The organism is Chryseobacterium sp. PvR013 (assembly GCF_017833095.1).
GTDB classification, from domain to species: Bacteria; Bacteroidota; Bacteroidia; order Flavobacteriales; family Weeksellaceae; genus Chryseobacterium; species Chryseobacterium culicis_A.
The window spans coordinates 3,871,517-3,884,536 of the sequence record NZ_JAFIBT010000001.1 but is presented as its reverse complement, the minus strand read 5'-3'; the positions used below and the strand labels follow the sequence as shown (position 1 = coordinate 3,884,536).

The 13,020-nt window shown below is 34.9% G+C and carries 18 protein-coding genes; 15 read left to right on the top strand and 3 right to left on the bottom strand.

Features of this window, described 5'->3' with window-relative positions:
• Positions 1-19: 19 nt before the first annotated feature.
• From JOE44_RS17770 to JOE44_RS17720, 11 genes are all read left to right on the top strand, one after another.
• Positions 20-685: a response regulator gene (locus tag JOE44_RS17770; RefSeq protein ID WP_209786608.1), complete on the top strand. Its 666-nt coding sequence runs from the start codon at positions 20-22 to the stop codon at positions 683-685.
• 136 nt (positions 686-821) lie between these two features.
• The gene (locus JOE44_RS17765) at positions 822-992 is read left to right on the top strand and encodes a hypothetical protein (protein WP_168802030.1); all 171 of its coding nucleotides are present in this window, start codon (positions 822-824) and stop codon (positions 990-992) included.
• A 67-nt stretch (positions 993-1,059) separates the two neighbouring features.
• On the top strand, positions 1,060-1,398 hold the full coding sequence (locus JOE44_RS17760) for a YegP family protein (RefSeq protein ID WP_209786607.1): 339 nt from the start codon (positions 1,060-1,062) through the stop codon (positions 1,396-1,398).
• Between the two features lie 4 nt (positions 1,399-1,402).
• Positions 1,403-2,473: a type I restriction endonuclease gene (locus JOE44_RS17755; RefSeq protein WP_209786606.1), complete on the top strand. Its 1,071-nt coding sequence runs from the start codon at positions 1,403-1,405 to the stop codon at positions 2,471-2,473.
• A gap of 12 nt (positions 2,474-2,485) precedes the next feature.
• Complete coding sequence (locus JOE44_RS17750) at positions 2,486-3,013, top strand: SH3 domain-containing protein (protein ID WP_209786605.1); 528 nt, start codon at positions 2,486-2,488, stop codon at positions 3,011-3,013.
• Positions 3,014-3,029: 16 nt separating this feature from the next.
• Entirely contained in the window at positions 3,030-3,656 is a 627-nt protein-coding gene (locus JOE44_RS17745) for a PH domain-containing protein (protein WP_209786604.1), read from the top strand.
• A gap of 4 nt (positions 3,657-3,660) precedes the next feature.
• Positions 3,661-3,876, top strand: coding sequence for a TM2 domain-containing protein (locus JOE44_RS17740; protein WP_209786603.1), 216 nt, complete (start codon positions 3,661-3,663; stop codon positions 3,874-3,876).
• 8 nt (positions 3,877-3,884) lie between these two features.
• A complete protein-coding gene (locus tag JOE44_RS17735; RefSeq protein WP_209786602.1) occupies positions 3,885-4,286 on the top strand; it encodes a DUF6804 family protein in 402 nt (133 codons plus the stop codon).
• Positions 4,287-4,291: 5 nt separating this feature from the next.
• Positions 4,292-4,699 carry a hypothetical protein gene (locus tag JOE44_RS17730; protein ID WP_209786601.1) on the top strand — a complete coding sequence of 136 codons (408 nt, stop codon included), beginning with the start codon at positions 4,292-4,294 and terminating at the stop codon, positions 4,697-4,699.
• A 6-nt stretch (positions 4,700-4,705) separates the two neighbouring features.
• A complete protein-coding gene (locus tag JOE44_RS17725; protein WP_209786600.1) occupies positions 4,706-6,046 on the top strand; it encodes a beta-carotene 15,15'-monooxygenase in 1,341 nt (446 codons plus the stop codon).
• An 11-nt stretch (positions 6,047-6,057) separates the two neighbouring features.
• On the top strand, positions 6,058-6,957 hold the full coding sequence (locus tag JOE44_RS17720; RefSeq protein WP_209786599.1) for a hypothetical protein: 900 nt from the start codon (positions 6,058-6,060) through the stop codon (positions 6,955-6,957).
• Positions 6,958-7,017: 60 nt separating this feature from the next.
• Here JOE44_RS17720 and JOE44_RS17715 read toward each other — a convergent pair whose 3' ends face one another.
• The 3 genes from JOE44_RS17715 to JOE44_RS17705 form a co-directional block, all read right to left on the bottom strand.
• The gene (locus tag JOE44_RS17715; RefSeq protein ID WP_105682839.1) at positions 7,018-7,467 is read right to left on the bottom strand and encodes a GNAT family N-acetyltransferase; all 450 of its coding nucleotides are present in this window, start codon (positions 7,465-7,467) and stop codon (positions 7,018-7,020) included.
• The gene (gene yihA, locus JOE44_RS17710; protein ID WP_105683392.1) at positions 7,460-8,083 is read right to left on the bottom strand and encodes a ribosome biogenesis GTP-binding protein YihA/YsxC; all 624 of its coding nucleotides are present in this window, start codon (positions 8,081-8,083) and stop codon (positions 7,460-7,462) included. The genes JOE44_RS17715 and yihA overlap by 8 nt, the downstream gene beginning before the upstream one ends.
• A 62-nt stretch (positions 8,084-8,145) precedes the next feature.
• A complete protein-coding gene (locus tag JOE44_RS17705) occupies positions 8,146-8,907 on the bottom strand; it encodes an alpha/beta hydrolase (RefSeq protein ID WP_209786598.1) in 762 nt (253 codons plus the stop codon).
• A 272-nt stretch (positions 8,908-9,179) separates the two neighbouring features.
• On the opposite strand from JOE44_RS17705, the gene mraZ reads away from it, so the two are divergent.
• The 4 genes from mraZ to JOE44_RS17685 all read left to right on the top strand — a co-directional run bounded on the left by mraZ (position 9,180) and on the right by JOE44_RS17685 (position 12,986).
• Positions 9,180-9,638 carry a division/cell wall cluster transcriptional repressor MraZ gene (mraZ, locus tag JOE44_RS17700; RefSeq protein ID WP_209786597.1) on the top strand — a complete coding sequence of 153 codons (459 nt, stop codon included), beginning with the start codon at positions 9,180-9,182 and terminating at the stop codon, positions 9,636-9,638.
• Positions 9,639-9,686: 48 nt separating this feature from the next.
• Complete coding sequence (gene rsmH, locus JOE44_RS17695) at positions 9,687-10,580, top strand: 16S rRNA (cytosine(1402)-N(4))-methyltransferase RsmH (RefSeq protein ID WP_209786596.1); 894 nt, start codon at positions 9,687-9,689, stop codon at positions 10,578-10,580.
• A gap of 65 nt (positions 10,581-10,645) precedes the next feature.
• Positions 10,646-11,011 carry an FtsL-like putative cell division protein gene (locus JOE44_RS17690; protein WP_034693891.1) on the top strand — a complete coding sequence of 122 codons (366 nt, stop codon included), beginning with the start codon at positions 10,646-10,648 and terminating at the stop codon, positions 11,009-11,011.
• Positions 10,995-12,986, top strand: coding sequence for a penicillin-binding transpeptidase domain-containing protein (locus JOE44_RS17685; RefSeq protein WP_209786595.1), 1,992 nt, complete (start codon positions 10,995-10,997; stop codon positions 12,984-12,986). Before JOE44_RS17690 ends, JOE44_RS17685 begins: the two co-directional genes overlap by 17 nt.
• The last annotated feature ends 34 nt before the right edge of the window (positions 12,987-13,020 follow it).

The window sequence follows — 13,020 nt, the reverse complement described above, 5'->3', positions numbered from 1 at the left end:
TTAATTAAATTGTATAACCATGTTCAAAAAAGTTTTAATTGCCGAAGACCATGAAAGCATCAATATTTCCGTTCAGAAAACCCTTGAGGATCTGAATATTCCCAACGTCGATTATGTATACTATTGTGATGATGCCGTAGGAAAAATACAGAAAGCTTTAAGGGAAGAACACCCATATGACCTGTTGATTACAGATCTTTATTATGAAGATGATCATCATGAGCAGAAACTTAAAGACGGAAAAGACCTCATCAGAAAAGCAAAGGAGATACAGCCTGATATAAAGGTCATTGTATTCTCGGCCGAACATAAAACGGGAGTCATAGAGAATCTTTTTTCAGATTATCATATTAATGGCTTCGTTCGTAAAGCCAGAAACGATTCAAAAGATTTAAAGAAATCTATTGCAGCAGTATATATAGGCGAAAACTATTTATCATTTGATCTAAAGCAAGATATGAAAAAGTTCAACAGCTATGAATTTTCTACATTTGACATCACTCTCGTCTCCCTTCTTTCTAAAGGAATTTTACAAAAAAACATCCCTATACATCTAGAAGAAAGAAACATTAAGCCAGCCAGTCTTAGCAGTGTGGAAAAAAGATTAAATAGCCTGAAAGAAGACCTTCAAATAAACAGCAATGAGCAGCTGGTAGCCTTCTGCAAAGACATTGGGATTATATAAAAATCTAATTCATTTTATTTATAGCCTTTCAACTTTTTGAAAGGTTTTTTATTTTTTGCCCATTTTACGGAAACCCGTAACGGACCAAAATTTAATGCTCATATTTTTGGAGTGTTAAACCAATAAAATTTTTGCAATGGAAAGAAAACCATTAGGAACAAAAGCAAAGACAGGAGAAAATTGTCCTGAATCTGGAGTTTGGAAAGTCGTTGGAAACCCATCTACTACAGCCCCAATTTCAAAAGGAAATAGAATGCCTCCTTATGATGGAAAAGCAGTTACTTGGGAATTAATTCAGTACGCTTAACTAAGTCTTTATTTCCAGCGATCATTAATAAAAAATGTCGCTGGATTTTAATTAAAAAAAAATAATCATGGGAAAATTCGTAATCACTCAGAGAATCAACAAAGAGTATCAGTTTAATCTGAAGGCTGGAAACGGCGAAATTATTTTAACCAGCGAAGGATATGTTCAGAAAGCATCCTGCTATAAAGGAATTCAATCCGTTAAAATTAACTCTCAGGATCTTTCAAGATATGACAGAAGACTTGCAAAAAATGGAAAAGACTATTTCGTGTTAAAAGCCAGAAATGGTGAAATTATCGGAAACAGTCAAATGTACAGTTCAAAATCTGGAATGGAAAACAGTATTGCTTCTGTAAAAGTAAATGCTCCAACGTCAGAAATCGTTGACGAAACTTTAAAAAACTAAAACTATGGATCTTAAAATTAAACTGGATCAATTACATCAAAAAGTAATTGGACTGAAAGAACAGATAGGAACGGAAGAAGCTACAAAAAATGCTTTTGTAATGCCTTTTATACAAATTCTGGGCTATGATATCTTCAATCCAACGGAAGTTGTCCCTGAACATGTTTGTGATATTGGAACAAAAAAAGGTGAAAAAGTAGATTATGTTATTAAAAACAATGATGAACCCATATTCATTATCGAATGTAAACATTGGAAAGAAAGTGCAGATGCTCATAATTCACAGCTTCACAGATATTATCATGTTTCGAAAACGAGATTTGGTGTTTTGACTAATGGAATTGTGTACAACTTTTATACAGATCTGGAAAAGCCTAATATTATGGATGAAAAACCATTCTTCACCATTAATATTGAGGATTTAAAAGACAGCTCCATTAAAATTCTGGAAAGCTTCACCAAGAAAGATTATAATTTAGAAAATATTCTTGATTCGGCGGAAGCATTAAAATACATCAAAGCTATTAGAAAAGAATTTGAAAAAGAAATTGAAAATCCATCTGATGAATTGGTAAAACTTTTAGTAAATCGCTTTTTTGAAAAACCTCTAACGGCTAACAGAATGGTTTCTTTTAAAGAATATGCTAAAAAGGCCTTAACTACTTCTATTAATGAATCCATCAGCTTCCGGCTGAAATCTGCATTAAGCATCAATGAACAGATAGAAAAGAGAGAAGATGATGTAAAAACGTCACAACCAATAGATGAGAATAATGATTCTAAAATTGTAACAACGGAAGAAGAATTGGAAGGATTTCAAATTGTAAAAGCAATTCTGAGAGAGAAAATTCCATCTTCTAGAATTGCTTACAGGGATACGCTCTCATATTTCGGGATTTTGTTGGATGACAACAATAGAAAACCACTTTGTAGATTACATTTTAATACAACGAATAAATATTTAGAAACTTTTCACAATGGAAAAGATGCAGGAGAAAAGGTTTTGTTAAACACTCTTGATGAAATTTACAATTATAGGAATCAGCTTCACCAGACATTAGAAAATTATTCATAAAAAATAATAACCATGAAAACACTAATTTCTTTCATCATAATCGTCTTTAGCTTATTTCTTTTAAATTCTTGTTTGAAAGCCAATGACAATGTGGGGCACGGCGGAAGATGTACAGGCTCTTCTTATTGCACAGCCTGTTCCAACTGCTCAAGATGTGGACATTGTAGTGGTGGTGGAACTTGTGGGATTTGTGGAGGAGGTTCTTCCGGAAGAAGTTCATCATCAGGCAGATCCAGTAAAAAAAGTAAGTCTGAAAAATACAAGCCTTCTAATTCATATAAATCCTCAAAAGCAAAATCCAGTAAACCACCAAAGGTGTTTATTGATGAGGTTAATCTCAACATTAATTCCAACAACAGATATATTGCAGGAATAGAAGCAACAAATATTTACGAGAAGCCATCCTTAAAATCTAAAATAATAACAACAGTGCCTAAAAAAGCCAAACTGATTCACCTTTCCAAAGAAGGCTCGTGGTACAAAGTACAAATTGAATCAAGTGGAAAAACAGGATATGTTTATTATAAAGATGTAAAATAATCAAAAACAAAATAATATGAACTTAAAGAATTTTTTAAATGAGGAACAGGATCCTCAAGCCGTTGAAAAGATTTTAGGAAAAATCAACAGCCTTCTTACTTCACAAGAAGTTGTAGAATATATAGCTGTTCAGAAGAAACCTGTAATTAATTTATCCCCTGATTGTATTGCTCTCACCAACAGAAGAATTATTTTCTGCAGGCCAAAAAATTTCGGCTTATCAATGGATTTTCAGGATTACAGCTGGGTAGATATAGCCGATTGTCATATCAAAGAAGGAATTGTGGGCGCTACATTTATCATGAGAACAACAAACAGCTTCACCAATATGATGGATTATCTTCCTAAAAACCAAGCCAGAAAACTATACCAGTTTGCACAGGAAGTAGAAGAAAGAATGCGTGGTCTAAGAAGAGAAAAAAATCTTGAAACTTTGAGAGCATCAGCAGGAGGGGTTACTGTGAATAATGCTACCCCTATTATCACACAACCACAACAATTTCAGGAGGAAAAAAAACCATTATTAATAGAAAATGAAGACCCTTTTGCCTTATTGCAGAAGTTAAAAGACTTAAAAGAGAACGGAATCATTTCTCCTGAAGAGTTTGAAATAAAAAAGAACGAAGTATTATCAAGAGTTTAAAATTATGAAATCAAAGTCTACCGCCGTATTACTTGCTTTTTTCCTTGGAGGATTAGGCATTCACAGATTTTATTTAGGTCAAAATATTATGGGAATACTTTATCTCTTATTTTGCTGGACATTCATTCCCGTATTAGTTGCATTTTTTGATTTCTTCGTACTTATTTTTATGTCTGAAAGCCGTTTCAATTATAAATATAATTTCAAAACAGGATTTTAAACAGCATTATGAAACCATTTCTCACCTTCTGTGCGTTATGTTGTTTCATCGGTATTTTCAGACTTCCCATAGAATATTATACTTTCCTCAGAATTCTTATTTCCATCGGAGCCTTATTGGTTTTATACCATACTTTAAGCTTTAAACAACATTATTTCAGTATAATCTTTCTGATCATTCTTATTCTTTTCAACCCTGTTTTCCCCATTTATCTGTATCGAAAAAGTATTTGGATCCCTATTGATACTATAACGGGGGTTCTGTTCTTATTGATCAATTTCATAGAAAGAAAAGAAAAAAAAAAGGATGAAGAAGTTACCGAAGAAACCACAGAACCTTCAATACCCATTCACCAAAGAACTGTTTCTAGAGACAGAATTATTAATCCTAAAAATCCAAAAGAAGAATAACCATCATGGAAAACAATCAAATAACTGAAAATCTCAAAGCTCATTTCTTAAGATTGTACCAAATGGCAATCTGTGATGACGATTTTAGTGCATTAGAACTCAAAATGCTCTATAGGTGCGCTGAAGAAAGAGGGATACCCTCAAAAAACTTAGATGAAATTCTTTTAAACCCAATCAATTTTAAATCATCAGTTCCACAAACTATCGAAGAAAAAGTAGATTATTTATATGATCTCACAGTCATGATCTGGGCAGACGGAGTTGTCTCTCCCAATGAATATTCTACGATGCAAAAATATGTTGTGATGTTTGGCTTTTTAGAAGAAAATGTAACGGCAATTGTAGATTATCTCATTGAAGCCGTAAGAATCGGAAAGAACAAAAGTGAAATTTTATATGAATTAAAAAACTAACTCATCATGGAAACTACAAGTATAAAAAATTTATTTAAACTCAAATCTGTTCCGATAGAACCTAAACCGGAGCCGCTTCCTCAAAATAGTGACAATCTGAAGGATGAGTCTCTGGAAGAAACCCGGAAAAGAACCTATCATGAATCGGGATACAGAGACAGCTCACGAACCAACGGAAATCATTCGACCCTATCTATCTGCTTGGATGCCGTTTATTCAAAATTTCAGAATGAAGAAAAAGAAATGGTTGAAAAACAGAAAAATCTAAAAGAATCCTATGTAAATGAACAGAAGAACCGGGAAACTGAAATTAAAGCTTTATTCGTTTCACAGGAGACCAAAGAGGAACAATTACAAAACAAGAGTACAGAAATTGAGAATCATCAGCATACCATTGAAACATTAAAAGCCGAAATCTTAGATCTTCCCAGAAACCCGGAAAAATACAATGTAAAAGCTACAAGAGGTGCATCTGCAAAATTCTGGATCGGCTTTATTATACTGATTCCCATTACATTATATTTAGGAACATTTTATATTTCAACATCTTACTCGGCCTTTTTCAAAAGCTTTGATGCAAAAAGTACGGTTATCCAAAGTGTTTTAGATGCACAAGCTTTCAGCAAAGCTTGGAACGAAGGTGTTATTGAAGGAGCTTTCGTAACTTTGATTCCCTTTGTATTCCTGGGGCTGGGTTACTTGATTCACATGTTCTGGGAGAATAAAACGAGGGCAAACTATATCAAGTTGGGATTATTATTTATCGTTACATTTATTTTTGATTGCATTTTAGCCTACGAAATTGAATCAAAATTATATGAATTAAACAAAACTTTTGAATCTCCTCCGTTCAATATTAATATTGCTTTTACCAAAATTCAGTTTTGGGGGATTATTTTTGCCGGATTCATTGTTTACATTATTTGGGGGCTGGTTTTTGATTTTGTTATGAAAGAGCATCGTGAAAAAGACAAGATCAGGAACGAACAGGAAATCAGACAAAAAAGGATCGAATTCTTCCAGGATAAAATCAATGTTTTAAAAAAAGAAATTGAAGAAACCCTTTCCAACATCGGAATCATAAAAGAAACCGTAATCAAAACTCGAGGAAGAATCGAAGAACTTCAAAATATTATTGACGGGGTCATTATTCCGACCAAAGATTACAAATTGTATGCGTCGGAATATGTTCAGGGCTGGATCACTTATATCGGTGAAAAAATAGCAGTATCAAGAACAGAAAAACAAACGATGATTGATGACTGCATCGCCACTTACAATACCAATCTGGAAACTGTGGGAGCTAATTCTGATAATCAAAATTTAGTTTATTTATCATCTTTATAACATCACAGATTATGAAAAAATTACTTTATTTATTAATGATCATTTCTTTGGTTTCTTGTCGCAAAAGCAAAAACGACGGAACAATTACAGAAAATAAGGATTCTATTGTTGTTGACTCAAACAATATCAATGTCAGTATTTTGATTGATTTATCCGACAGAATTGATCCTAATACAAATCCAAATCCTACAATGGAATATTACCAAAGGGACACAGAATATATCAAGGCCATTGAGAAAGGACTTTTAAACCATATTAAATCAAAAAGAATTATCACCTATGATGATCAGATGCAGGTTTTCTTCAACCCAGAGCCTTCAGACCCGAAAATGAATGAACTTACAAAAGAGCTGAAAGTTTCTTTCAATAAAGATACTCCAAGAAATTATTTTGATTCCGTAGATAAAAAATATTCGGAATTACCTTTAAAGATCTATAATTCAGCAATTAAAGATGGAAAATATGTTGGATCCGATATCTGGGAGTTTTTCAAAAATAAAGTGAAAGATTATTGCATAAAAGGTGATCGCAGAAACATCCTTTTCATTTTGACCGACGGTTATATGTATCATCAAAACACTAAGTTTGAAGAAAAAAATGAAAAATCATATAGAACTTCTTATTTAACAAGCAAACTTATAAAAGCTAATAACTTAACAACATCTAGTTTTAAAGATACTATTGAAAAAAATGGCTATGGCTTTGTAAAAGCAAATGAAAATCTGAGTAATCTCGAAGTCATTGTTTTAGGAATCAATCCGGAAAAAGGTAATCCTTTTGAAGAAGCTGTCATTAAGCAATATTGGGAAAATTGGTTTAAAGAAATGAAAATTAAAAAGTATCAGATCAAATCTGCTGATCTCCCATCCAATCTGGAGCCAATTATATTAAAAGCTATTTCAGGGAAATAAAAAACACGTTCCAATATATTTAACTATAAAAAAGCGAGGAAATTTAATTCCTCGCTTTTTTTATTTTCTTATCATTTCCGTATGGGGAATATCATCTTCCAGATATTTTTTCCCTGTATCCACAAATCCGAATCCACTATAGAATCTTAACAGATAATCCTGTGCAGATATTTTGATTTCAGAAGTATGAAACCGGTTTTCTATGGTTTCTACAGCATATTGTATTAACTGTTTTCCCAGGCTTTTTCCTCTTGCCTGCTCTGTAGTCAGCACCCTGCCGAAGGAAGTTTCATCATACTTTATTCCTTTGTCAAAGACACGGCAGTATGCCAGTACCTGTCCGTCTTCTTCTGCCCAGATGTGAACGGCTTTCTGATCATAATTATCCAAATCAGGATAAGGACAGTTCTGCTCAATAACGAAAACATCAATACGCGCCTTCAGTACCGAATACAATTCCGGAACAGTGAACTCATCAAACGTTTTGATTTTCCAGACCATATTACTCATCGAAACTTATATTATTATTCGTTAGAAATTCATTGGTCTTTTGTATAAAATTAAGAATGTTGTCTCCTCCTTCTTTCTTTTCTGCTGAGGTAATATACAGTTCAGGAAGATCTTCCCAGCTCTTATGAAGTTCAGTTTTATAATCTTCAACATTTTTAACGGCAACATTCGGCTTTAGCTTATCAGCCTTTGTAAATACAATGGAAAACGGGATTCCACTTTCCCCACACCATTGGATAAATTCCAGGTCTATTTTCTGTGGAGTGTGTCTTATATCTACCAATACAAAAAGATTGACAAGGTTTCTTCTGTTCAGAATATAGTTCGTGATCAGTTTTTCAAAATCCTTTCGCTGAACTTTTGAAACCTTTGCATACCCATATCCTGGTAAATCCGTAAGATACCAGTTCTCATTCACCAAAAAATGATTGATCAGCTGAGTTTTTCCCGGAGTTCCCGAAGTTTTAGCCAAATCTTTATGGTTCATCATCGCATTGATGAGTGATGATTTTCCCACGTTTGACCTTCCGATAAAAGCATATTCAGGAATATTGGGTTCAGGGCATTCCTGCCATTTTCCACTACTCTTTACAAAAGCTGCTGTTTTAATAATCATTTTTGAATGTATTTTAGAAAAATAAACCATTAAGAAAAGCTCTTAATGGTTATTTATATGTTTTAAACTTTATCTTTTACCCAGTTGTATAGGATTTCATTGAACTCTTCTGGTTTTTCCATCATCGCGGCATGCCCGCATTTATCAATCCAGAATAAATCAGAATTAGGAATAAACTTGTGCATATCTTCTGCCACTTCCGGAGGTGTTACATTATCCTGTTTACCCCAGATCAGGCAGGTAGGTGTCACAATCTTCGGAAGATCGTTCAGCATATTGTGTTTGATGGCACTTCTTGCCAGCATTACGGTCTTGATTCCTTTCATTCTGTCATTCACTACTGCAAAAACTTCATCTACAAGATCTTCTGTGGCCACCGTAGGATCATAGAAAACTTCTTCCGTCTTCTTTCTGATGTAAGAACGGTCGTTCTTTCTCGGAAAACTGTCCCCGAAAGTTCTTTCATATAGTCCGGAGCTTCCTGTAAGAACCAGATTTTTTACCAGATCAGGTCTTGCCAAAGTCAGAATAAGCCCTACATGTCCTCCCATTGAGTTTCCTACAATAGTAACAGGACCGGAAATATGGCTCTCTATAAACTTGATAATATATTTTGCGATAGTGGTAAGATTCGTATTGAGTACCGGCAGATCATAGATCGGCAACTGAGGAACATATACTTTGAAGCCTCTATCCGAAAAAAAATCTACCATTTTATCGAAATTACTCAAACCACCCATTAACCCGTGCAACAGCACTAATGGATGTCCTTCTCCCGCTTCTACATAGGAATATTTCTTTTCTTTTTTTGTACTAAATATCATAAAACGCCTTAATAAAGCCCTGCAAAAATACAAATTAAACCTCAAAAAAATTTTGATTATCCTAATTTAAGATAAAAATAATATAATATTCTCCTTTTTAACTTTTTTTTTCAAAACGGCTTTATTATGGCATAAATAGCACTTTCAACAAGTCCCTTCATATCAGTATTTTACATTATTGAAATTCAATCTTTAATAAAACTTATTAACATTGAGTCAAAAAGTGGGAAAAAGTGGGAAATTTTGGAAATTATTATATAAATTTGTCCCAAATGAAAAATTTCATTGGGACATATGAGTGTAAAATTGACGACAAAGGCCGCTTAAAAGTTCCTTCATCTTTAATCAAACAGATGGAAGACTTCGATGATAAGGCGTTTGTAGTCAAAAGATCTGTGTTCCAACCTTGTCTGGAAGTTTATCCTATGAATGCATGGGACAAACTGATGGGCAAAATTAATAAACTGAACAGATTCATAAAAAAGAATGCTGATTTCATACGAATGTTTACGGCAGGAGTAAAAACAGTAGAATTAGACAATGCAGGAAGACTACAGATCTCTAAAGACCTGACGGTTTTCGCAAATCTCCAAAAAGAGATTGTGATCACCAGTGCAGGAGAACTCTTCGAGATTTGGGACAAAGAAGCTTATGAAAAGGTAATTGCTACTAATGAGGCTGATTTTGCAAGCCTTGCCGAAGATGTGATGGGCTCTTTCGATGAAGAATAACTGTAGGTTATTAATTGATTATATAGTAAATAAAAAACACAATTAAGCATGTATCATAACCCCGTTTTGTTGAAGCAGAGTGTTGATGATTTGGTAACGAATCCTGACGGAATATATGTGGACTGCACCTTTGGAGGCGGAGGCCATTCAAGAGAAATCTTGAGCAGACTTTCCGATAAAGGGAGATTGTTCAGTTTTGATCAGGACCTGGATGCACTTAAAAATACAATTGATGATTCACGTTTTACATTGGTTAATCAGAATTTCAGATTTCTGGAAAACTCATTGCTGATGTATGGAATTTCACAGGTGGATGGTGTCTTGGCAGACTTAGGTGTGTCATCTCATCAGTTTGACGAAGCAGACAGAGGATTCTCCACAAGAAGCAATGCTCCTTTGGATATGAGGATGAATGTAATGCAGAATCTGGACGCTAAGAGAGTGATCAATGAATATGGAGAGGAAGAACTTGCAGACCTTTTCTACCATTACGGAGAATTAAGAGAAGCGAGAAAGCTGGCGAGAGAAATTGTTCACCACAGAAAAACAAAAAGTATAGAAACTACGGAAGATCTGAAAAAAATGTTCAGCTATATCCCGCCTCACAAGGTTAATAAGTTCTATGCTCAACTTTTTCAGGCGATAAGAATTGAGGTCAACCAGGAACTTGAGGTATTAAAAGAAATGCTGGTTCAGGCATTCAATGTCTTAAAACCAGAAGGAAGATTGGTCGTTATTTCTTACCACTCTCTGGAAGACCGTTTGGTAAAGAGATTCCTGAAAAACGGAATGTTCGAAGGAGAACCGGCAAGAGATATCTACGGAAATTATAAAAAGGCATTCGAATTGATAAAGAGTAAAGCAATCATTCCTGATGACAAGGAAATTGAAGAAAACTCGAGAGCAAGAAGTGCCAAGATGAGAACAGGAATAAAGGTATAAATGATAAATCATAAGTGATAAACGATATCAATTATCTTTTATCATTAATCAATTATAAAAAAGCTGTGGCAAAAAGAACAACAAATCGCCCCCAGAAAAGACTCACTTTTATAGACATTATAAAAGGAAACTTTCTGAATCGTGATGAGATCAAAATACATTACAGGTATTTTCTCCTATTGTTTGTTCTGATGATGGCCATGATTTATACCAACCATCTCGTCAATAAAAAAATAAAAATTGTAAACGCCTTAAAGGAAGAAACAGAGGAATACAAATCGAGAAATGCTTACGCCCAGAGTAAGCTGATCAAAGTGAAAATGGAATCAGAGCTGGGGAAAGAGGTTGCCCGGGATTCATTAATGACCCTGGAAAACCACCCTCACAAATTGCTAATAAAACTGGATAGTACAGATGCAAAAGCAAAATGAATACGACAATAAACGTAAGAAAACGTTACGATGGGGCTACCTCTTTGCAGTGGTAGCTTTGTGCGTGTTTGTAATGTTCTTGGCAAGGATTGTTATCCTTCAGAATACCAATGTCCAGGAAATTAAAGATGATTACATTAATAAAAACTATCGTGAAGCCACTTTAAAGGCTGCCCGAGGTAATCTTTTTGCATCTGACGGTTCTATTCTCGCAACCACAGTAATGCGGTATGACATCTATCTTGATTTCAAAACCATGAAAGATACGGTGTACTCCAACAACATTGGTGCACTGACAGATTCTCTAAGCAAGATGTTTGGAAAATCCAGAGGAGAATTCAGACAGAAGTTTGACGAGCAGAAGAAAAAGAAAAACCAGTACTACACTTTGGTAAAAGGACTGGATTTCGATCAATATGACAGAATCAGAAAATTCCCAATCTTCAAAAAAGGGAAAAATAAAGGAGGATTTATTGTTGACCGAAACTATAAAAGAGAATTGGCCACCTCAGAAATTGGGGCAGGAACCATCGGTATGGATAACGGTGAGCTTAAATCCGGACTGGAAGGTGCTTTCTCAAAATATTTAACCGGAACAGATGGTAAAAGATTAGAACAGAGAATCAATTCATCTCAATGGAAACCTATTGACTTCTGGAAAGTCCAGGAACCCGTAGACGGAGAAGATGTATACACCACCTTAGACCTTAGAATTCAAGACATTGCACACTCTGCTCTCGAGAAGCAACTGATTAATTTCGAAGCTAAACACGGAACCGTAATTGTCATGGAAGTGGAAACCGGAAAAGTACGTGCTCTTGTTAATTTAAGAAGAACAGAAGAAGGAGAATACGAAGACTCTTACAACTATGCTCTGAAAGATAATATCGAGCCTGGATCTACTTTTAAAACCATTTCCCTTCTGGCGGCAATGGACGATGGATTCATCGATGAAAATACGACAGTAAACGTCGGAAACGGAGTTTGGGTCTATGCAAAACAGAGAATCTCTGATGGCCATGGAGGTGGAACTTACGATATCAGTGATGTATTGGCAAAATCCAGTAACGTAGGAACATCAAAACTGATCACAAAGTATTATGCAGAAAAACCACAGATCTTCCTTGACCACCTGAAACGTTGGAAATTATTCGACAAGATGGATATAGAACTTCCGGGAATCACAAAACCGAAAATTGTAACTCCACAAAATAAAAGATGGAATGCCGCTACACTGGCTTCTATTTCTTACGGATATTCTTCTAACATCAACCTGCTGCAGCTGACCACCTTCTACAACGGAGTGGCTAACGGAGGAAAAATGCTTAAGCCTTTATTCATTGATAAAATCATGAAAGACGGAAAGGTAATGTACAATGCCAAGCCTGAAATCATGGTAAACAAAATGGCATCTGAAAAAGCAATTAAAATGATGACCAGTGCTTTAACCAAAGCCGTGGAAAAAGGAACCGGACGAAGCATTTTTACCCCTAACCTGAAAATGGCAGGAAAAACAGGTACCGCAAGATTTGAATACTGGCTGCCTGGCCCGATGAAGTACCGTGCCTCATTTGCAGGATTCTATCCAGCAGACGCTCCAAAATATACATGCTATGTAATGATTAGTGAGCCCAACACCGCAAAAGGTTTTTATGGAGGTTCCGTTTCAGCACCGGTGTTTAAGGAAATTGCAGGAAAAACATTCCTGAAAACACCTCAAAATATTGAAAAAGAAATGCTTGTAGACAAAAAGGTAAACCTAAACAAAATGGTTGAACCTAATGTCAAAGTAGCAGTAAATGATAAGCAAATGCCCAATGTAGTAGGATTAATTGGTAAAAACGTTATCCCACAATTGGAAAATTTAGGCTACCGTGTCGATTATAAAGGAGTAGGAAGAATTAAAGAACAATTCCCTCTGGAAGGCACAACGATCAGTAAGAACCAGAGAATTTATTTGTCTCTGCAAAATTAAATAAGGATTTAAAACAAAAATAAGGCAACGCCTT